The sequence below is a fragment of the Pseudomonas sp. LBUM1648 genome, assembly GCF_059716145.1.
In genome coordinates this window covers 1,660,972-1,682,014 of record NZ_CP166808.1, presented here as the reverse complement: position 1 = coordinate 1,682,014, position 21,043 = coordinate 1,660,972, and the positions used below count along the sequence as shown (strand labels likewise).

The 21,043-nt window shown below is 61.2% G+C and carries 12 protein-coding genes; 9 read left to right on the top strand and 3 right to left on the bottom strand.

Annotated features, from left to right (window positions below; genetic code table 11):
* Positions 1-50 precede the first annotated feature (50 nt).
* Positions 51-7,913, bottom strand: a complete 7,863-nt coding sequence (locus ACA043_RS07670; RefSeq protein WP_497658926.1) for a retention module-containing protein — start codon at positions 7,911-7,913, stop codon at positions 51-53.
* A 533-nt stretch (positions 7,914-8,446) separates the two neighbouring features.
* On the opposite strand from ACA043_RS07670, the gene ACA043_RS07665 reads away from it, so the two are divergent.
* The 3 genes from ACA043_RS07665 to ACA043_RS07655 all read left to right on the top strand — a co-directional run bounded on the left by ACA043_RS07665 (position 8,447) and on the right by ACA043_RS07655 (position 13,507).
* Entirely contained in the window at positions 8,447-9,805 is a 1,359-nt protein-coding gene (locus ACA043_RS07665; protein WP_187677312.1) for a TolC family outer membrane protein, read from the top strand.
* 171 nt (positions 9,806-9,976) lie between these two features.
* A complete protein-coding gene (locus tag ACA043_RS07660; RefSeq protein ID WP_497658925.1) occupies positions 9,977-12,136 on the top strand; it encodes a type I secretion system permease/ATPase in 2,160 nt (719 codons plus the stop codon).
* Positions 12,137-12,145: 9 nt separating this feature from the next.
* Positions 12,146-13,507 (top strand): HlyD family type I secretion periplasmic adaptor subunit, encoded by a 1,362-nt coding sequence (locus tag ACA043_RS07655; protein ID WP_187677310.1) that lies wholly within the window; start codon positions 12,146-12,148, stop codon positions 13,505-13,507.
* 34 nt (positions 13,508-13,541) lie between these two features.
* Here the strand turns inward: ACA043_RS07655 and ACA043_RS07650 are convergent, their stop codons facing one another.
* Together ACA043_RS07650 and ACA043_RS07645 are read right to left on the bottom strand one after the other, a co-directional pair.
* The gene (locus tag ACA043_RS07650; protein ID WP_497658924.1) at positions 13,542-14,138 is read right to left on the bottom strand and encodes a tRNA-uridine aminocarboxypropyltransferase; all 597 of its coding nucleotides are present in this window, start codon (positions 14,136-14,138) and stop codon (positions 13,542-13,544) included.
* Between the two features lie 4 nt (positions 14,139-14,142).
* Complete coding sequence (locus tag ACA043_RS07645; protein WP_007956593.1) at positions 14,143-15,036, bottom strand: LysR family transcriptional regulator; 894 nt, start codon at positions 15,034-15,036, stop codon at positions 14,143-14,145.
* Positions 15,037-15,384: 348 nt separating this feature from the next.
* On the opposite strand from ACA043_RS07645, the gene speB reads away from it, so the two are divergent.
* The 6 genes from speB to ACA043_RS07615 all read left to right on the top strand — a co-directional run bounded on the left by speB (position 15,385) and on the right by ACA043_RS07615 (position 20,974).
* Entirely contained in the window at positions 15,385-16,335 is a 951-nt protein-coding gene (gene speB / locus ACA043_RS07640) for an agmatinase (protein WP_123536038.1), read from the top strand.
* 10 nt (positions 16,336-16,345) lie between these two features.
* Complete coding sequence (locus ACA043_RS07635; RefSeq protein WP_489878472.1) at positions 16,346-16,768, top strand: YybH family protein; 423 nt, start codon at positions 16,346-16,348, stop codon at positions 16,766-16,768.
* A 55-nt stretch (positions 16,769-16,823) separates the two neighbouring features.
* A complete protein-coding gene (locus ACA043_RS07630; protein ID WP_489878471.1) occupies positions 16,824-18,326 on the top strand; it encodes a purine-cytosine permease family protein in 1,503 nt (500 codons plus the stop codon).
* 163 nt (positions 18,327-18,489) lie between these two features.
* Positions 18,490-19,869, top strand: a complete 1,380-nt coding sequence (locus tag ACA043_RS07625; protein WP_401266630.1) for a sodium:solute symporter family protein — start codon at positions 18,490-18,492, stop codon at positions 19,867-19,869.
* A gap of 86 nt (positions 19,870-19,955) precedes the next feature.
* Positions 19,956-20,681: an MBL fold metallo-hydrolase gene (locus ACA043_RS07620; RefSeq protein WP_497658923.1), complete on the top strand. Its 726-nt coding sequence runs from the start codon at positions 19,956-19,958 to the stop codon at positions 20,679-20,681.
* A gap of 44 nt (positions 20,682-20,725) precedes the next feature.
* Positions 20,726-20,974 carry an acyl carrier protein gene (locus tag ACA043_RS07615; RefSeq protein WP_187681250.1) on the top strand — a complete coding sequence of 83 codons (249 nt, stop codon included), beginning with the start codon at positions 20,726-20,728 and terminating at the stop codon, positions 20,972-20,974.
* Positions 20,975-21,043 lie beyond the last annotated feature (69 nt).

Here is a 21,043-nt window from a genome sequence, read left to right as displayed (position 1 = left end):
TTCAACCGGGACGGCGGGTTTTGTGGTTTCAGGCCTGAATCAAAGGCCGATCACACCGTATCCACCTTCAACGAATGATCATTCAGCATGCCGCTGATGATCGTCGCCGTGTCATGCCCGCTGGCAATCACCCCACCCGCCCCCGGCGTAACGCCGTAGTGGCTAGCCAGGTTGACGCCGGCCAGGTCGATGGTCTGGTTCGGCGTGGCGCCGGCCATGGCGCTGACGTCGATGCTGGTGAGGACCGACGCGCCACTGCCGGTGACGGTGAAGTGCAGGTAGTCATCGAGTGACGACGTGCTGCCGTTTTCACCTTGCAGCAGTTGCGACAGGTCGAGCTTGTCGGTGCCGGGGGTGAAGTCGGTGATGAGGTCGTGGCCGCTGTTGCCTTTGAGCCACTGGAAGGTGTCGGCCCCTGCGCCGCCGGTCATCGTGTTGTTGCCCAGGCCGCCGATCAGCAGGTCATCGCCGCCGCCACCGTTGAGGGTGTCGTTGCCCAAACCGCCGTTGATCACGTTGTTATTGTTGTCGCCGGTCAGGCTGTCGTTGAAGTTCGAGCCGACGAGGTTTTCGATGCCGGTCAGGGTGTCCGTCCCGGCGCCAAGGGTGTTTTGCGCACCAAGCAGGCCGAGGTTGACCGTGACCCCGGCAGTGGCATGGGCGTAGCTCGCGGTGTCGATGCCGCTGCCGCCGTCGAGCAGGTCATTGCCCGGGCCACTGTAGAGCAAGTCATTACCCGCGCCGCCATGCAGTTCGTTATTGCCGGAGCCTGCGGTGAGCACGTCGTTACCGTCGCCCGCGTTGAGGATGTTGTTGCCGGTGCCGGCCACCAGCACGTCATCGCCCGCAGTGCCGGTGAGGGTGTGACCATCCTGATAGCTGATGGTTACGGCGGCCGTGTCGCTGCCACCGTGGTTGTCGTTGGCGGTGTAGGTGCCGTTGTAATCCGGAGTGATGTCATGTGCCCCGGCGTAGTTGAGGGTCATGGTCAGTTGGTAGTTTTCCAACCCGTTGGCGTTACCACCCGTGGGGTTGGTGATGTTGGTGATGTGGATCTGGTAGACGCCGTTCGACGTCGCGGTGAGGGTTTGGCCGTCCGCCAGCGCCATGTAGGCGCCACCGTTGATCGAGTACTCCATGCTGACGTTACCGGCTGCCAGGTTGTGATCCAGATTGAGGGTTTCGCCCTGGCGCAGGTTGACGGTGATGCGATCTTCATCGTTGGCGTTGGTGTTGGTCACCGCACCGAGGTAGCCGCTGACCACCAGCACGGCGGTCATGGTTGCCGCGTTGGCCGAGAACGAATTACGCACGTTGGCCAGGTTCTGGTTGGCAGCAGTGTTGGGGTTGGTGCCGGTGAAGCTGATGGCGCCAGTGCCGGTGAAGTCCGCCGCTTTCGAGATCCAGCCGGTGTTGAAGCTGGTTGGCGTAGCGTTGAGCGTATCGCCGTTCGGATCGGTGTCGTTGGCCAGCAGCAGCTCACCCGGCACGACGATGTTGCTCGACAGCACGTTGGTGATGATGTGGTCGTCCATCGCCACTGGCGGCGCGTTGGGGATCACCTTCACGGTCAGCGTCGAGCTGGCGAGGTCGCCGTCGTTGTCACTCACGGTGAAGCCGATGCTCTCGGTGATCACCGTGGTGGTGGTTTTTTGCGAGGTGTAGGTGTACTCGCCGGTGTCGAGGTTGATCAGCAGCGTGCCGCTGTTGTTGGTGGCGATGCTCAACGTGTTGTTTGCGGTGTTGAACGTACCGTGATTGACGCCGCCGCTTGGCACCAGCGAACCCTGTCCGCCGTTGGCTTTCGGATCGTAGGTGTAGGTGGTGCCGTCAACCACGATGGATTTGATGAACCCGCCATCGGCGCCGAAGGTGCCGCCCTGGCCCAGCAACGAACCGGTAACCGGTGCGCCTTCCACGGTGCCCGACAGCACCGAGTTGAGCTGGTTGAGGTCGGTGACCACCACCGCGTTGGTGTTGGTGTGGTTGATGCCGTCGTAGGCCAGTGGATCGAGGTTGGCATTGCTCACGCCGCTGCCCAGGCCGATCGCGTAGTTCTTGATGTTGTTGGCATCGAGGAAGTTTTTCAGCGCGGCTTCGTCAGCGGCGTTGATGTCGCCCTCGTTGGGTTTGCCGTCGGAGAAGAAGTAGCCAACGTTCTGCGCCCCGGTGAGTTTGCCCGAGGTATTGAACGCAGTTTGCATCACCGCCACGGCAGCGTCGTAGTTGGTGCCGCCACCCGCCGTGAGCCCGGCGAGAATGGTTTTGGCCGTGGCCACGTCCACCCACACCGCGGTTCTGTCAGTGGCGTTGCTGCTGAAGGTGACGAGCTGCACTTTCACATCACCCAGATCATCGTACTTGTCGAGCAAGGCGCTGATGGCCTGCTTGGCCAGCGCCAGCCTCGACAGGCCCGGCACGCCGGACGCGTCAGCCATACTGCCGGAGATGTCGAGGACGATCAGCAGATTGGAATCGATCTCCACCGCTGTCACCGAACGATCCGAGGCCACGGCTTTCGGCACGTCATCGACGATGTTGACGACAAGGGTGCTGGTGGTGCTGTTGCCCAGCGCGTCGGTGGCTTTGTAGGTGAAGCTTTCGCTCAGAGTGTTCGGCCCGTCGTTGGCGTTCGGCGAGGTTTTCGGCGCCGAAGTCAGTGTGTAGGTGTAGGTGCCGTCGGCGTTGAGCTGGATCTGCCCGTAGGTGCCGGTGGCGCTGCCGACCAGTGTGTAAGTGATCGCGCCACTGCCGCCGGTGACGGCGCCAACCAGTGTTCCGGTGGCGGTTTCGCCAGTGTTGGTCGGGTCCCTGCCGGTGACCGTACCCGGTGCCAGATCCGCGCCATCCTTGGTCAGGTCGAGGGCTTTTTCGTAAACCGTCACGTCCTGATCGACCGAGGCCACGAGCTTGCAGTCAGCGACGTTGATGGTGATGGTCGTGGTGCTTTCATCGCCGTCACTGTCACGGATGGTGTAGGTGAAGGTGTCAGTGGCGCCCGGCGGGCTCACCGAGTTCGGGTTGCTGTGGTAAACGGCGTTGCCTGCTGCGTCCAGGGTCAGGTAACCGTAGGCGCCGTTGATATTGCTGTTGAGGCCGCCGACGGCCGAGGTGCCGGTGTTGCTGCCGGCGCGCACGCCGACCACCGTGGCCGCGCCATCGGCACCGCTGACGTCATTACCCAAAACGCTGACATTGACGGTGCCGCCCTCCGCCACTGAGCCGGTGTCGGGTTTGGCGGTCGGCAGGTCATCGACGATGTTGACGTTGATCTGGCCGCTGGCGGTGCTGCCATCGGTGTCGGTCGCCACCACGGTGAAGTTCTCGGTGAGGCTGTTGGCACCGTTGGCATTTGGATGGGTTTCGTTATCCACCAGGGTGTAGCTGTAGCTGATCACACCGGTCGCCGGGTTGTAACCGGTGATGGTGAACGTGCTGCCCAGTGGCGAAACAGTCGATTGCGGGAAACCTGCGGCCACGCCGTTGGTGACCACCGCGATCCCGCCGACGGTAAGGGTTTGCAGGCCATCAAGCGCGGTGACGGTAAAGGTGCCGCTTTGGGTCAGCGCCGGGGTGTTGGGGCTGGTGCCGTCGCTGAGGTTTTTCTCGTAGACGGTGAGTTCGCCGCCGTAGACGTCGAGGCCGTTGAGTACCACCGGATCGTTGTTGTTGTGGATGTTCAGCACCAGGTTGGCGGTGCTGGTGTCGCCGTCGGCATCGGTGAGGTTGTAGGTGAAGGTTTCCGTGCCGTTGCCGCCACCGTTCAGGGCTTTGAAATCGGCGTCGCTGGTGTTCAGCGTGTAGGTGTAAGTGCCGTTGGCGTTGAGCACCAGGGTGCCGTAAGTCCCGACAAACGTGCCGGCAGTGATCGGCCCGGTCGCGACCACGTCCGCACCTTGAACATCATTGGTCAGCACATTGCCGTTGAGGGTCAGCAACGATTCCGAAGCGGTGTTCGCGTTGCTGTCGTTCACAGCTTTTGGCACGTCATCGACGATGCTGACAACGATGGTGCTGGTGACAATATTGCCCAGCGAATCGGTGGCCTGATAGGTGAAGGATTCGGTCAGGGTGTTGGCGCCGTCGTCGGCATTCGGCGAGGTGGTCGCCGGCGCTGTCAGGGTGTAGGTGTAAGTGCCGTTGGAATTGAGCACGATCTGCCCGTAGTTGCCGGTGGCACTGCCGACCAGCGCATAGCTGATCGCACCGACCGCACCGGTGACCGAGCCGACCAGCGTGCCGGACGCGGTTTCGCCAGTGTTGGTCGGGTCGCTGCCGGTGACCGTACCAGGGGCCAGATCGGCGCCGTCCTTGGTCAGGTCGAGGGCTTTCTCAAAGACGGTGACGTCGGTGTCACTGACCGCATACAGTTTGCTGTTGGCTACATCAATGGTGATGGTCGTGGTGCTTTCGTCACCGTCGGCATCGCGCACGGTGTAGGTGAACACATCCACCGCACCGGGGCCGTTCACCCCATTCGGATTGCTGTGGTAGACCGCGTTGCCGTTGGCATCGAGCGTCAGGTAGCCGTAGGTGCCGTTGATTTGCGCGTTCAAGCCACCGATGGCCGAGGTCGACGTGTCGGAACCTGCACGCACGCCGACCACCGCGCCGGTAACCGCCGGGCCGTCGGCGCCGCCGATGTCGTTATTCAGCACATTGCCGCTGACGGTACCGCCCTCGGCCACCGACGCCGCATCGGGATAGGCGCTAGGCAGATCATCGACGATGTTGACGTTGATCTGGCCGCTGGCAGTGCTGCCGTCGGTGTCTGTGGCGACGACGTTGAAGTTCTCGGTGATGCTGTTGGCGCCGTTGGCGTTCGGATGGGTTTCGTTGTCGACCAGGGTGTAGCTGTAGCTGACCACGCCGGTTGTCGGGTTGTAACCCGTGATGGTCAGCGTGCTGCCCAGCGGCGTGACGATCGATTGCGGGAAGCCTGCGGCCACGCCGCCGGTCACCACGTTTATGCCGCCCACGGTGAGGGTTTGCAGACCATCCAGCGCCGTGACAGTGAAGGTGCCGCTCTGAGTCAGCGCCGGGGTGTTGGGGCTGGTGCCGTCGCTGAGGTTTTGCTCGTAAACCGTCAGCTCGCCGCCGTTGACGTCGAGGCCGTTGATGATCACTGGATCGTCGTTGTTGTGGATCTGCAAAACCAGATTCGCAGTGCTGGTATCGCCGTCGGCATCGGTGAGGGTATAGGTGAACGTTTCCGTGCCGTTGCCGCCACCGTTCAAGGCTTTGAAGTCGGCGTCGCTGATGTTCAGCGTGTAGGTGTAAGTGCCGTTGGCGTTGAGCTGTAACGTGCCGTAAGTCCCGGTGAAAGTGCCGGCAGTGATCGGGCCGGTCGGCACGCGGTCGGCGCCTTGTACGTCGTTGGTCAGGACGTTGCCGGTCAGCGTGAGCTGGCTTTCCGAAGCGGTGGTTGGGTTGCTGTCGTCCACCGCTTTTGGCAAGTCGTCGACGATGTTCACGTCGAGGGTCGCGTTGGCGGTGGTGCCGTTGTCGTCGACCACGGTGACAGCGAATTGCTCAGGCAGGTTGTTGGCGCCGTTGGCGGTCGGATGCGCTTCGTTATCGGCGAGGGTGTAGCTGTAGCTGACCACGCCGGTTGTGGCGTTGAATCCAGTGATGGTGAGCGTGCTGCCCAAAGGTGTAGTGATCGATTGCGGGAAGCCTGCGGCCACGCCGTTGGTGACGACTGCGATGCCGCCAACCGTTAGGGTTGTTACGCCGTCCAGCGCGGTGATGCTGAAGGTGCCGCTTTGGGTCAACGCGGACGAATCCGGCGCACTGCCGTCGCTGAGGTTTTTCTCGTAGACGGTGAGTTCGCCGCCATTCACATCCAGGCCGTTGATGATCACCGGGTCGTCGTTATTGTGGATCTGCAGAACGAGGTTCGCGGTGCTGGTGTCGCCGTCCGAATCAGTGAGGGTGTAGGTGAAGGTTTCTGTACCGTCGCCGCCACCGTTCAAGGCTTTGAAGTCGGCGTCGCTGATGTTCAGCGTGTAGGTGTAAGTGCCGTTGGCGTTGAGCACCAGCGTACCGTAAGTCCCGGTGAACGTGCCGGCCGTAACCGGGCCGGTAGTGACGCGGTCGGCGCCTTGCACGTCGTTAGTCAGCACGTTGCCGGTCAGTGTCAGTTGGCTTTCCGAGGCGGTGGTGGTGTTGCTGTCGTCCACGGCTTTTGGCAAGTCGTCGACGATGTTGACGTCGAGGGTCGCGTTGGCAGTGGTGCCGTTGTCATCGACCACGGTGACCGCAAATTGCTCGGGCAAGTTGTTGGCGCCGTTGGCGGTCGGATGCGCTTCGTTATCGGCGAGGGTGTAGCTGTAGCTGACCACGCCTGTTGTGGCGTTGAATCCAGTGATGGTGAGCGTGCTGCCCAAAGGTGTAGTGATCGATTGCGGGAAGCCTGCGGCCACGCCGCCGGTGACGACATTGATACCGCCAACGGTCAGGGTTGTTACGCCGTCCAGCGCGGTGATGCTGAAGGTGCCGCTTTGAGTCAGCGCAGTGGAATCCGGCGCACTGCCGTCGCTGAGGTTTTGCTCGTAAACCGTCAGTTCCCCGCCCTCGACGTTCAAACCGTTGATCACCACCGGATCGTCATTGTTGTTGATCTGCAAAACGAGGTTGGCGGTGCTGGTATCGCCGTCGGCATCAGTGAGGGTATAGGTGAACGTTTCCGTGCCGTTGCCGCCGCCGTTCAGGGCTTTGAAATCGGCGTCGCTGGTGTTCAGGGTGTAGGTGTAAGTGCCGTTGGCGTTGAGCACCAGCGTGCCGTAAGTCCCGGTGAACGTACCGGACGTAATGGGACCGGTCGGAACGCGGTCAGCGCCTTGTACATCGTTGGTCAGAACGTTGCCGGTCAGCGTGAGTTGGGTTTCCGAGGCGGTGCCATTGCTGTCATCGATCGCTCTGGGCACGTCGTCAGTGATGTTGACGTCCAGCGTTCCGGTCGCGGTGTCGCCATTGCTGTCGCCAGCAATCACGGTGAATTGTTCACTGAGACTATTGCTGCCGTCACCCGCCGCGTGGGTTTCATTGCCATTGAGCGTGTAGCTGTAAGTGACCACGCCTGTCGCCGGGTTGTAACCGGTGATCGTCAGGGTGTTGCCCAGTTGCGTGGTGATCGACTGCGGGAAGCCGACCGCCACGCCGCCGTTGATCAGGTTGATGCCACCGATGCTGAGGCTGGTCAAACCGTCCGGCGCCGATACGGTGAAGCTGCCGCTCTGGGTCAGGGCGCCGGGATTGGCCGCCGAGCCGTCAGGCAGGTTAGCTTCATTGAGGTTCAGCTCTCCGCCGGGCGCCGCCAGGCCGTTGAGGGTCACCAGATTATTCACCGGCGGCGGTGGCACAACGGGGGCGGGGGCGACGCCGTCGTCGCCATTGTCGATGACCGCGTTACGCCGCTCTTCGGGAAACTCGGGAATGCCGTTGAACCCGGCGGTGGGGAACCCGATGATCGGATCGACCCGCCCGCCGACTTCCGTCAGCAGGACAAAACTGTGCCCGCCGCCCAATTCGCCACTGGGGTTGCCGGGGGCGTTGGGGCCGGCGGCGGTGGCTTCGGCGGTTTTGGTCGGGTCGTCACCGGCAGCGATGGCTTTCTGGATCTGCTCGACATCGGTCAGTTGCGCGTCGCTCGGGGTCAAGGCCTCCGCGGTGTTCACATGAGCAACCTGCCCGGCCAGCAGCTCACTGGTCATGGTCAGGTTACTGCCGCGGCCCAAGGTCAAATCCTGGCCATTTTGCAGATGAACGGCGACGGCGCCTTCGGCTCCGGTGATCAGTTGATCGCCGGCAAACAACTTGTCGCCCTCAACCAAGGCGCGACGAGTGCCGTCGATGCCCTGCGCGAAAACCTGACCAATGACTTTAGTAACGGTGCCGATGAGCGTTGCCATGTGAAATCCTCCGCTGCCGACCACCGTCGGCACTGGTTCGCGAAGCAGCCCATGGCTCAATCGGGTTGTCGGGGCGACGCTCGCACCCTCGACAGTTCGTTTCGCAGGTTCTGCCTGAGCGGGAAACTTGAGTGCTATCAAGCACTTCCGAACCCTGATCAAGGCAGCACACCTACTAACGCTACGTAACGGTGGTGAATCACTCGAGTGACAAAAAACTGTCACTCATTGACCGTTACGCGTCCCTCCCCTTCAGCAGTACTTCGCCGTATGTCGCAAAGTGAATGGAACTTTCCTCAAGCCTTTTTGAGCTCCCTGAAGCGCATAAAACAAAGGCTTTCGAGCTGAACAATGTGCCGGTTTTTACAAAGCGCATAAGTTTTTTTCGGCATAAGCCTTATGAAAATTTTTTCTTAGCTACGCTTCAGGATGTTCTTAGCTCTGTTGTTACAAGAGTGAAACGCTTACACCTAAAAATATCGTCAAATATTTGGCGACAGTAAGACACCATCAGGACTCAGGGAGATGCACCCATGCGCGTTCTAACCCCCCTCTGCAGCGCGGTTTTGCTGGCCATGGCTTGCACTTCTCAAGCCCAGGCCATGAACCTCACCGAAGCCATCCAGAGCACTATCGCTACACACCCGGAACTTGCTTCGCGCGTGGACGCACGCCTGTCGGCAGATGAACAAGTCAAAGTCGCCAAGGGCGGCTTCTATCCGTCGGTCGATTTGAACGCCGCTTATGGTCGCGGCTACAGCGACAACACCAACACCCGCGCGTTTGGCAATCACGACACGCGCATTCTTAACTACACCCAGTCCGAGCTGCGCTTGCGGCAGATGCTGTTCGACGGTTTCAACACCGCCAACGAGGTCGAGCGCACCAAGGGCGTGTCCAACTCGCGCGCCTACTATGCGCAAGGCACCGCGCAGGATCTGGCCCTGCGCACCATCGAGGTCTATCTCGAAGTGCTCAAGCGCCGCGAACTGGTGACCCTGGCTACCAACAACCTGCAAGCACACTTGCGCGTCAACGATCAGATCGGCCTGCGCACCGAGCGCGGCGTTGGCAGCACCGCCGACTCCGACCAGTCGGGAGCCCGTAAGGCGCTGGCGCAAAACAACCTCGACACCGCCGAAGTCGATCTGTCCGATGCCGAAGCCAACTTCTACAGCGTGGTCGGGCGCATGCCCGATGAGCTGGAAACCCCCGCCTCGACCCGCGGCGAATTGCCTACCGATCTGCGCGAAGCCCAGCAGAGCATGGTCGACAACAACCCGTATCTGAAATCCGCCCAGGCCGACGTGCAATCGGCTGAAAGCCAATACGAAGTTGCCAAGTCGCCGTTCTACCCACGTTTCGACGCAGAGGCGGCGGTCGGCGCGAACAACAACGTGCAGGGCGATGAGGGCCACGACAACGAATGGCGTGTGGGTGTGGTGATGAACTACAACCTGTTCCGCGGCGGCAGCGACAAGGCTCGCCTGGCTGCGAACGCCCACGACATCAATCAGGCGATGGACATCCGCAACAACGCCCTGCGCCAGCTCAATGAAAACATTCGCCTGGCCTGGAACGCCATGGAGAACGCCAAGAAACAAACCCCGACCGCCCGCGAATACGCCGACACCACCAAACGTGTGCGCGCCGCGTATCAGGATCAGTTCGGCCTCGGCCAACGTACCCTGCTCGACTTGCTCGACAGCGAAAACGAGCTCTACAACGCCAACCGTCGCTACACCGAAATCCGCTACACCGAGGAATATTCGATGTACCGCGTGCTGGCGAACATGGGCCAGTTGCTGAGCAAACAACGGGTGGTGCTGCCGGCCGATGCGATCGCCACAACCGAGGTGAAGAACGAAGCACGTCTGCCAGAGCTGAAATGACGTAAACCTCCTGCCGAAGGCTGCTGATCCTGATCGTTCCCACGCTCCGCGTGGGAATGCAGCCCGTGACGCTCCGCGTCACTGGACTCAGAGCGTCCCTGGAGGCATTCCCACGCAGAGCGTGGGAACGATCAGTAGGCCCAATGAAGCGGTAACAGGGGAGCGATCAATATGACCAGCATGGAACCCGGTAACGTAGGGGTCGATCCGCGGCTGAGCTTCGATGATCCGTTACTCGACGGTCTGTTGATCCTCTGCAAACTCCATGGCGCGACGGTCAGTCGCGCCAGCCTGAGTGCCGGGCTGCCCCTGAACAAACAACGCCTGAGCCTCGATCTGCTGCCCCGCGCCGCCGCCCGAGCCGGGTTGCAGGCGCGACTGTTGCGCCGTGAACTGAAAGACATCTCGCCACTGAATCTGCCGATTCTGCTGCTGCTCAACGACGGTCGCACCGCCGTGCTGCGGCGGTTTGGCGATGACGGTAAAGCGCTGATTCTGCCCAGTGAAGCCGATGGCGGCGAGCAATGGGTCAGCCGCGAAGAACTCAGCGAACACTACAGTGGCCAGGCATTGTTCGCCCGGCCACGCCACGAACTCGAAGATCTGCGTTCTCCGCTGGTGCCACGGGTGCATGCGTGGTTTCGCGACACCCTGAAGCTGTCGAAATGGCTGTACAGCGACGCGATCCTCGCCAGTTTTCTGATCAACCTGTTAGGCCTGATGGTGCCGCTTTTCGTCATGCAGACCTACGACCGCGTGGTGCCCAATCAGGCCACGTCGACCCTATGGGTGCTGTCGATCGGGCTGTTGATCGGCACCGGTTTCGAACTGGTGCTGCGGGTAGTGCGCGCACACTTGCTCGACACCGCCGGCAAGAAAACCGACGTGATCCTTTCCGCGACTTTATTCGAGCGCATCACCGGCATGTCGATGAAGGCGCGGCCGGCGACCATCGGCGGTTTCGCCCAGAGCATTCATGACTTTCAGGGCCTGCGTGAATTCCTCACGGCCGTGACCCTGACCAGCCTGATCGACCTGCCCTTCGTGGTGTTGATGCTGGTGGTGATCGGCCTGCTCGGCGGCTGGTTGGTGGTGATTCCGCTGCTGGCGTTTCCGCTGACCATCATCTTCGCGATGATCATTCAGGTGCGCCTGCGCGACACGGTGCAGAAGAGTCTGAGCCTCGGCGCTGAACGCCAGGCGCTGCTGATCGAAACCCTCGGTGGCCTGGAAACCCTCAAGGCGTGCAGCGCCGAAAGCGAGCGCCAGCACAAATGGGAAAGCACCCACGGCGCCCTCACCCGTCTCGACAGCCACGCGCGCAACCTCTCGGCGCTGGCCACCAACGGCACGCTGTTCATTCAGCAGTTCTCGGGGATGGCGACAATTGTCGCCGGGGTCTACAGCATCATCGCCGGCAACCTTAGTGTCGGCGCATTGGTGGCGACCTACATGCTCGGCAGCCGCGTGCTGGCGCCACTGGGGCAGATCGCCGGGCTGATCACCCGCTACCAGCAAGCGCAACTGACCATGAAAAGCACCGATGCGCTGATGGCCCTGCCCCAGGAGCGTGACGGCAAACAGCGGCCACTGGAACGCACACAACTGCAAGGCGCCCTCGACGTCAACGGCGTGACCTTCCACTACAACGGCCAGAATATACCGGCCCTGAGCAATGTCAGTTTCAGCCTGAAACCCGGTGAACGGGTCGGCATCATCGGCCGCAGCGGTTCGGGTAAAAGCACCCTGGCGCGGCTGGTGATGGGTTTTTACGAGCCCGAGGAAGGCCAGTTACTGCTCGACGGCCTCGCGCTGCAGCAACTGGATGTCGCCGACCTTCGCCAGCAGATCGGTTACGTCGCCCACGACTTGCCGCTGCTGGCCGGCAGCCTGCGCGACAACCTGACCCTCGGCGCGCGCTACATCAGCGATTCACGCATGCTGGAAGTCGCCGAACTGACCGGCGTCACCGAACTCGCCCGCCAGCATCCGCAAGGTTTCGACCGGCCGGTGGGCGAGCGCGGACAGTTGCTCTCCGGCGGTCAACGTCAAGCGGTGTTGCTGGCCCGTGCGTTGCTGCTCGATCCACCGATCATGCTGCTCGACGAACCCACCAGCGCCATGGACAACAGCAGCGAAGACCTGCTGCGCCAGAAACTGCATGGCTGGGTACAAGGCAAAACCCTGCTGCTGGTCACCCACCGCACCTCGATGCTGAGTCTGGTGGATCGCTTGCTGGTGCTGGACAACGGCCGGGTCGTCGCTGACGGCCCGAAAGAAGCAGTCATCGATGCACTGCGCAAGGGCCGTGTCGGCTCGGCGGCAGTCTAGGAGTAAGCCATGTCTGCTGCATCCGATGGCAAATCACGCGGCTACTTCGACAGCTTCGGCAAAAGCGCCGAGGCCGAGTTCATGCCGGAAACCGCCGGCGCCTCGTTGCAGGATTCGCCACGCTGGTCGCGGATTACCGTGTGGCTGGCGGCGGGCCTGCTGATCAGCGCACTGGTCTGGGCCAAGTTCGCGGTGCTTGAAGAAGTGACCATGGGCGAAGGCAAGGCGATTCCGTCGAGCAAGGTTCAAGTGATCCAGAACCTTGAGGGCGGGATCGTCACCGAGCTTTTTGTCCGCGAAGGGCAGATGGTGAACAAGGGCGACACCCTGCTGCGCCTGGATGACACGCGGTTTCGCTCGAACAAGGGTGAGAGCGAGGCCGACCGTTATGCGCTGACCGCGCAGGTCGAACGCTTGTCGGCGGAGTCTGAAGGCCGGCCGTTCAAGCTCTCCGATGAAGTGATCGCCAAGGCACCGCAAGTCGCCGAAGACGAACGCTCGCTGTACGAACAACGCCAGCGACGGCTGGCCAGCGAACAACGCACCCTCAGCGAACAACTGCGGCAGAAGACTCAGGAACTGGCGGAGTTTCGCTCCAAGCAGGGCCAGTTCAGTTCAAGCCTGGCGCTGTTGCAACAAGAGATGAACATGTCCGAACCGCTGGTGAAAACCGGCGCGGTGTCGCCGGTGGAAATCCTGCGGCTCAAGCGCAGTGCGGTGGAAATTCGTGGCTCGCTGAATGCCACCACACTGGCGATTCCCCGGGCGGAATCGGCGATTGCCGAGATCCGCAGCAAGATCGACGAGTCGGAGCAAACCTTCCGCTCCGAGGCCGCCAAGGAGCTGAACGAGAAACGCACCGACCTGTCGAAAATCACCGCGTCGAGCATCGCCATCGACGACCGCGTCAGCCGCACCACCGTGACCTCGCCAGTCCGTGGGGTGATCAAGCAAATGAAGGTCAACACCATCGGCGGCGTGGTCCAGCCGGGCAGCGACATGGTCGAAATCGTGCCGCTGGAAGACAACCTGCTGATCGAAGCCAAGGTGAGACCGCAGGACGTGGCATTCCTGCATCCGGGCCAGAAAGCCATGGTCAAGTTCAGTGCCTACGACTACACGATCTACGGCGGGTTGAGCGCCAAACTTGAGTTGATCGGTGCCGACACGATCACCGATGACAAGGGCAACAGCTTTTACCTGATTCAGGTGCGCACCGATAAAAACCACTTGGGCGGGGATGCGAAACCGTTGCTGATCATTCCGGGGATGGTAGCAACGGTGGACATTATTACCGGGGAGAAAAGTGTGCTGGATTACCTGCTGAAACCGGTGCTCAAGGCCCGTACCGAGGCAATGCGCGAGCGGTAGCCAATGATCGTTCCCACGCAGAGCGTGGGAACCATCATCTGTCAGCATGATTACGCTGAAAAACCTCCTCCCCCATCGCTGCAATCTGCCCGTCGATCAATGCCTCGAACGGCCTCAGCAATGGCGCAAACGTAGTCGGCGTTTCGAGAGTTTCGAGCGCCTGAACAATCGCCTCGATGGTCGACAACGCCCCCGGCCCCGGTGCCTTGCGCAACCGATACCGCGACACACCACCTTCGGCCAGCGTCACCCGCGGCAACGCCGCCAACAGCGGATTGAGGTGCAGCATCTTGCGCGCCTTGCGCCAGGTGCCGTCCGGCACGACCAGCAACAGCGGTTGCTCGGACTCGCCGTAAGCCTGCATCGGCTGCGCATCGTCCGCCGGAAACAGCAAACGCACCTGATACCCCGGCCGGTTCAACAGCGTCGGCAAATCCTCGAACACCTCACCGACGATCAGTTCGGCATTGGTCAAACCCAGCGCCGCCAGCCGCGCGGTGTTCAACGCATGATTGACCTCACTCGGATGCTGCAACAGCAACACCCGGGTGCGGCTGTCGAGACTGGGGATCAGCGCGCACAGGCAATGGGTTTGTGGGCGCAGGCAGCGCGGGCATTGGGGTCTGGACATATTCTTAGGCCTGATTGAGCTGGGCTTTGAGCAAATCGCGGAACGTCTGGATCAGCGGCTCACGACTGCGGCCACGGCGCATGATCATCGAGAACGGCGCCTGATAACCGAAGGTCGCCGGCAGCAGCACGCGCAAATCGCCCTTGTCGGCCCAAGCCTGGGCGTAATGCTCCGGCAGATAACCGATGTAGGCGCCGGACAGCACCAGAATCAGCTGCGCTTCCATACTCTCCACGGTCGCGGCGCTGTGCTTGAAACCGTGGCGGGCGAGTTCCGCCTGACTCCAGTAACCGCGCCCGACCATGCGTTGCTGGGTAATGACTTGTTCGGGAATGCGCCGCTCGTTGAACAACGGGTGTCGGCTGCTGCAATACAGCCAGTGCTGTTCGCGGTACAGAGGCATATAGACCAGACCGCTCATGCGCGTGGAGAACGCACCAATGGCCAGATCGAGGCGGTTGTCTTGCACTCCGAGTTGCAACTCATAAGGGCTCATCACCGACAAATGCAAATGCACCGCCGGGTGTTCCTGACTGTAGGCGCCGATGGCTTCGGCGAACGGCAGGGCCTTGTCGCTGACGGTCGAGTCGATCACCCCGAGGTTGAGCGTGCCGCGCAGTTCGCCTTTGAGCGCGGCGGCGTATTGCTCGAAGCCTTCGAGTTCGGCCAATAGGCGCAGGGTTTCCTGATGGAACAGCTCACCCTTGCTGGTCAGGCTGAACCCGCCACGGCCGCGATGACAGAGCACCAGACCGAGCGCGGCTTCGAGCTGGCTCATGTAGGTGCTGATCGCCGAAGTCGACAGATTGAGTTCCTGTTGAGCGTTGGCGAAACCCTGATGACGGACCACGCTGACGAAGATGCGTAATAGTTTGAGGTCGGGTAAAGCGTTGGCCATGCGGCTCTCCAAACATCTGTCGAACGCTGATGACTTTGTGGTGAGGGGATTTATCCCCGACCGGCTGCGAAGCAGTCGTAAATTCAATACACGCGGGGTGCCTGATGGACCGAGCCGCAGGAATTGGGGCGGCTTCGCCACCCATCGGGGATAAATCCCCTCGCCACAGGTCATCAACACAGGGCCTGAGAGTCTATCCCGCGCCTTGGCATTAGTTTAGAAAAATCTGAACTAAGTATTTGCCCGTAGCGATTCTTCCCCCTTACTACATTTCGCAGAATCGGCCCACAGCGGTGCCCGCCTGCCGGTGCACCGACATAAATAAAACAAGACGATGAGGCCCTACCCGTGGACAAGATTCTTCACCAACCACTGGGCGGCAACGAAATGCCGCGCTTCGGCGGCATCGCCACCATGCTCCGACTCCCCCATGTACCGACCGCTGCCGGTCTGGACGCTGCCTTCGTTGGCGTGCCTCTGGATATCGGTACTTCGCTGCGCCCCGGCACCCGCTTCGGGCCACGCGACATCCGCGCCGAATCGGTGATGATCCGCCCGTACAACATGGCGACCGGCGCTGCGCCGTTCGATTCGCTGTCGGTTGCCGACATCGGTGACGTGGCGATCAACACCTTCAACCTGCTCGACGCCGTGCGCATCATCGAAGAAGCCTACGACAACATCCTCGAGCACAACGTCATCCCGATGACCCTGGGTGGCGACCACACCATCACCCTGCCGATCCTGCGTGCCATCCATAAAAAGCATGGCAAGGTCGGTCTGGTACACATCGACGCCCACGCTGACGTCAACGATCACATGTTTGGCGAGAAAATCGCCCACGGCACGACCTTCCGTCGCGCCGTCGAAGAAGGTCTTTTGGACTGCGACCGCGTGGTGCAGATCGGTCTGCGTGCGCAGGGCTACACCGCTGATGACTTCAATTGGAGCCGTGATCAGGGTTTCCGCGTGGTTCAGGCCGAAGAGTGCTGGCACAAGTCGCTGGCCCCGCTGATGGCCGAAGTGCGCGAGAAAGTCGGCGGTGGTCCGGTGTACCTGAGCTTCGACATCGACGGTATCGACCCGGCTTGGGCGCCAGGCACCGGCACCCCGGAAATCGGTGGTCTGACGACCATTCAGGCGATTGAGATCGTTCGTGGCTGCCAGGGCCTCGACCTGATCGGTTGCGATCTGGTAGAAGTCTCGCCCGCTTATGACACCACCGGCAACACCTCGCTGCTGGCCGCCAACCTGCTGTACGAAATGCTCTGCGTACTGCCAGGCGTGGTTCACCGCTGAGGGTTGGGTCATGAACGAACGTGATCAGGTTCTGAAAGCGGCCGCCGATCTGGTGTCCGCCTTCGCCCGTAACGATCGCGAAGCCTACTTCGGCGCATTCAGCGCCGATGCCAGCTTCGTGTTTTACACCCTCGAACAGCCGCTGCTGTCGCGCGATGCCTATCAGGCGTTGTGGGACAACTGGCGCACCGAGGATGGCTTCGAGGTGCTTTCCTGCACATCAAGCAACGCCTTCGTCAGCCTGCAAGGTGACGTGGCGATTTTCATCCATGACGTGGCCACCGAGCTGCGCATGCAAGGGGAGCAACACTTCAGCCAGGAGCGCGAGACGATTGTTTTCAAGAAACAAGCGTCGAGCCTAGAACAACAAGGCCATTGGCTGGCCTGCCACGAACATTTGTCCGCAATGCCGGAAGGGCTGCCATCCCCTTAGCCAAGACAGGTGACGCTCACGCACGATGAGCGCGCCTTTATGATCGGAGCAGATCATGAATAACAACAACAACGACCAAAGCCTCACGCAGATTGAAACCCACGGGGTCGAACAGATCCCGGACAATGAACGCACCGCAGGCCCGACGGATTTGTTCCGGATGATCTTCGGTGGTTCCAATACCTTTGCCACCGCCGTGCTCGGCAGTTTCCCGGTGCTTTTCGGCCTTTCGTTTCAGGCCGGCGTCTGGGCAATTGTCTCGGGCGTGCTGCTCGGCTCGCTGATCCTCGCACCGATGGGCCTGTTCGGCCCGCTCAACGGCACCAACAATGCCGTGTCGTCCGGTGCGCACTTCGGCGTGCACGGGCGGATCGTCGGTTCGTTCCTGTCGCTTTTGACCGCCATCGCCTTCTTCTCGCTCTCGGTGTGGAGCTCGGGGGATGCGCTGATCGGCGGTGCAAAACGCCTGATCGGCCTGCCGGAAACCGACCTGACCCTGGGCCTGGCCTACGGTCTGTTCGCGATTCTGGTGCTGACCGTGTGCATCTACGGCTTCCGCTTTCTGCTGTGGGTGAACAAGATCGCGGTGTGGAGCGCCAGCCTGTTGTTCCTGCTGGGCATCTTCGCCTTCGCCGGGCCTTTCGACGCGCACTACGCCGGTACTGTCAGCCTCGGTCAACCAGGCTTCTGGGCAGCCTTCATCGGCGCGGCGCTGGTGGCCATGAGCAACCCGATCTCCTTCGGTGCGTTCCTCGGCGACTGGTCGCGCTACATCCCGCGTGACACTTCCAAGCAGCGGATCATGGCCGCCGTGGTGCTGTCGCAGATCGCGACGTTCATCCCGTTCCTGTTCGGCCTGGCTACCGCGACCATCGTCGCGATCAAGGCGCCGGACTACATCGCGGCCAACAACTATGTGGGCGGCTTGCTGGCGGTGTCGCCGAGCTGGTTCTTCCTGCCGGTGTGCCTGATTGCAGTGATTGGCGGCATGTCCACCGGCACCACGTCGCTTTATGGCACCGGGCTGGACATGTCCAGCGTGTTCCCGCGTGTGCTGTCTCGGGTCAAGGCGACCTTGCTGATCGGCGTACTGTCGATTGCCTTCATCTTCATCGGGCGCTTCGCGGCGAACCTGGTGCAAAGCGTGTCGACCTTCGCCGTGCTGATCATCACCTGCACCACCCCATGGATGGTGATCATGATCATCGGCCTGGTGGTGCGTCGCGGCTTCTACTGCCCGGATGACCTGCAAGTGTTCACTCGCGGCGAACAGGGTGGCCGCTACTGGTTCACCCACGGCTGGAACTGGCGTGGGCTGGGCGCGTGGATCCCGAGCGCGGCGGTCGGCCTGTGCTTCGTCAACCTGCCGGGGCAGTTTGTTGGCCCGCTGGGTGAGCTCGCGGGCGGGATCGACGTCAGCTTGCCGGTGACGTTGGGCCTGGCTTCGGTGGTGTATCTGACGCTGCTGAGCCTGTTCCCGGAACCGCGCGAAGTGTTCGGCCCGAAGGATGCTCGCAGCCAAGTCGCAGCAAAACCTGAACTGCGTCAGGCCGCCTGACGTAGGTCCCCTGTAGGAGCGAGCCTGCTCGCGAAGACTTCAGCACATTCAACATTGATGTGACTGACGGACCGCCTTCGCGAGCAGGCTCGCTCCCACAAAGGGCAGCCACACCAAACCAAATTTGTTTCACCATAAAAAAGACAATCGGAGACACGCCATCATGGCTTTGGATTTATTCGTCGTCCTCATCTACGCCGCCGGCATGCTCTTGCTCGGCTACTTCGGCATGCGCAAAGCCAAGACCAACGAAGACTTTCTGGTCGCCGGTCGCAACCTCGGCCCGAGCCTGTACATGGGCACCATGGCTGCGACCGTTTTGGGTGGGGCGTCCACCGTCGGCACCGTGCGCCTGGGCTACGTGCACGGCATCTCCGGCTTCTGGCTGTGTGCGGCGCTCGGTTGCGGCATCGTCGCGCTGAACCTGTTCCTCGCCAAACCGCTGCTGAAATTGAAAATCTACACCGTTACCCAGGTGCTGGAAAAACGCTACAACCCGATGGCCCGCTCGGCGAGCGCGGTAATCATGCTGGCCTATGCGCTGATGATCGGCGTGACCTCGATCCTGGCGATCGGCACCGTGCTGCAAGTGCTGTTTGACCTGCCATTCTGGATCTCGGTACTCGTCGGTGGTGGCGTGGTGGTGATCTACTCGGCCATCGGCGGCATGTGGTCGCTGACCCTGACCGACATCGTCCAGTTCATCATCAAGACTGTGGGCCTGATGTTCATCCTGTTGCCGATCTGCCTGTACCGCGTTGGCGGTTGGGATGAGCTGGTGCTGAAACTGCCTGCTACTGCATTCAGCTTCACCACCATCGGCTGGGACACGATCATCACCTACTTCATGATCTACTTCTTCGGCATCCTGATCGGTCAGGACATCTGGCAACGGGTGTTCACCGTCAAGACCGCCAAAGTCGCCCAGTACGCTGGCAGCATCGCGGGCATCTACTGCATCCTTTATGGTCTGGCATGCGCCCTGATCGGCATGGCTGCGCACGTACTGATCCCGGATCTGGACAACGTCAACAACGCCTTCGCCGCGATCGTCAAACTGTCGCTGCCGGATGGCATCCGTGGTCTGGTGATCGCCGCTGCTCTGGCCGCGATGATGTCCACCGCCAGCGCCGGCCTGCTCGCCGCTGCCACTACACTGACTGAAGACTTGCTGCCGAAACTGCGCGGCGGCAAACAGTCGAGCCTGGGCATCAACCGCCTGTTCACCCTGCTGACCGGCATCGTCGTGCTGGGTATTGCGCTGGTGGTGAACGACGTGATCAGCGCCCTGACGCTGGCGTACAACCTGTTGGTGGGCGGCATGCTGATCCCGCTGATGGGTGCGATCTTCTGGAAACGCGCAACCACCGCCGGCGCGATCGCCAGCATGGGTATGGGTTTTGCCACGGCGCTGGTGTTCATGTTCAAGGACGGTCTGGACGCCAACACGCCGATCTATTACAGCCTGGCCGTAGGTCTGGTGAGTTTTGTGGTGGTTAGCTTGGCATCGCGTCGTCCTGCGCCCCTGGCTAGCGCGATCTAAGCTGAAACATTACGACTTGATGCTTTCTTCGACGAGTGTGGCGTCGGTTGCCACACTCGTTTTTTTTCGTCTAAAGGAATGTGCTGATGAAGATTGTTTCTCGCGATCAGTGGTTCGAAGTGCAAACCCTGAGCGATGGCATCCGCCTGATTCACGAGCCGTACATCCGCCCGTTCTATCGCTGCAACTTGTGGCACGTTCAGGGTCGCGACAAGGATCTGTTGCTCGACAGCGGCTCCGGGCTGGTCAGCCTGCGCGAGCAACTGCCGTGGCTGACCGAGCGGCCACTGGTGGCGGTGGCCAGCCACTGCCATTTCGACCACATCGCCGGGCATCACGAATTTGCCGAGCGACTGGTGCACCCGGCAGAGGCGGACATTCTGGCGGCGCCGGATGGCGAGAATGATTTAAGTCGCGCCTTCGTCGGCGACGACATGTTCGAGGCGCACCCGGACTGCCCTCTGTGCTATGCCGAATACCGGGTCAAAGCCGCGCCGGCCACCGGGTTTATCGAGGATGGCGACGTGCTGGATCTGGGCAATCGTACGTTGCAGGTGCTGCACACACCGGGGCATTCGCCCGGCGGCATCAGCCTGTATGAAGCGGCGAGCGAAACGCTGTTCAGCGGCGACATCATCTACGACGGGCCGTTGATCGAAGACGCCTACCATTCCAATCTGAATGACTACGCCGCCAGTCTGCGCCGTTTGCAGGCACTGCCCATCCGCACGGTGCATGGCGGGCATTTCGGTAGTTTTTCCGGGGAGCATTTGCGCTCGATGATTGACGAATGGTTGCGCGGGCACGCATGACGCCTGCTGTACTCAAGCAGAACAACAACCAGAAAAAATTTGCCATGAGAAGAGCTGCCGTGCGTGCCGCCGTACATCGGTTCATCCGGCGTCTGCTGGAAAACCGCGAATTCGATGACAAGACCAGTCTGGTGCAATTGGGCTTGGAGAAGGCGGATATCGAGGATCTGATCTTCCATCTGGAAGATGAATTCGGACTGACGGCGTTTACCGCCGAAGAGGATCACCTGCTCAAGAAAGCGAAGACCGCGAATGACTTGAGCCGGTTTTTGCTGATGATTGCGCGTCACTGAAAACAAAAAATCGCAGCCTTCGACTGCTCCTACACTGATCTCTGTAGGAGCTGCCGAAGGCTGCGATCT

Excerpts from the sequence above, each read along its gene's own strand:
- ACA043_RS07670 (WP_497658926.1), bottom strand. The coding sequence starts at position 7,913 with ATGGCAACGCTCATCGGCACCGTTACTAAAGTCATTGGTCAGGTTTTC.
- ACA043_RS07665 (WP_187677312.1), top strand. The coding sequence starts at position 8,447 with ATGCGCGTTCTAACCCCCCTCTGCAGCGCGGTTTTGCTGGCCATGGCT.
- ACA043_RS07660 (WP_497658925.1), top strand. The coding sequence starts at position 9,977 with ATGACCAGCATGGAACCCGGTAACGTAGGGGTCGATCCGCGGCTGAGC.
- ACA043_RS07655 (WP_187677310.1), top strand. The coding sequence starts at position 12,146 with ATGTCTGCTGCATCCGATGGCAAATCACGCGGCTACTTCGACAGCTTC.
- ACA043_RS07650 (WP_497658924.1), bottom strand. The coding sequence starts at position 14,138 with ATGTCCAGACCCCAATGCCCGCGCTGCCTGCGCCCACAAACCCATTGC.
- ACA043_RS07645 (WP_007956593.1), bottom strand. The coding sequence starts at position 15,036 with ATGGCCAACGCTTTACCCGACCTCAAACTATTACGCATCTTCGTCAGC.
- ACA043_RS07635 (WP_489878472.1), top strand. The coding sequence starts at position 16,346 with ATGAACGAACGTGATCAGGTTCTGAAAGCGGCCGCCGATCTGGTGTCC.
- ACA043_RS07630 (WP_489878471.1), top strand. The coding sequence starts at position 16,824 with ATGAATAACAACAACAACGACCAAAGCCTCACGCAGATTGAAACCCAC.
- ACA043_RS07625 (WP_401266630.1), top strand. The coding sequence starts at position 18,490 with ATGGCTTTGGATTTATTCGTCGTCCTCATCTACGCCGCCGGCATGCTC.
- ACA043_RS07620 (WP_497658923.1), top strand. The coding sequence starts at position 19,956 with ATGAAGATTGTTTCTCGCGATCAGTGGTTCGAAGTGCAAACCCTGAGC.
- ACA043_RS07615 (WP_187681250.1), top strand. The coding sequence starts at position 20,726 with ATGAGAAGAGCTGCCGTGCGTGCCGCCGTACATCGGTTCATCCGGCGT.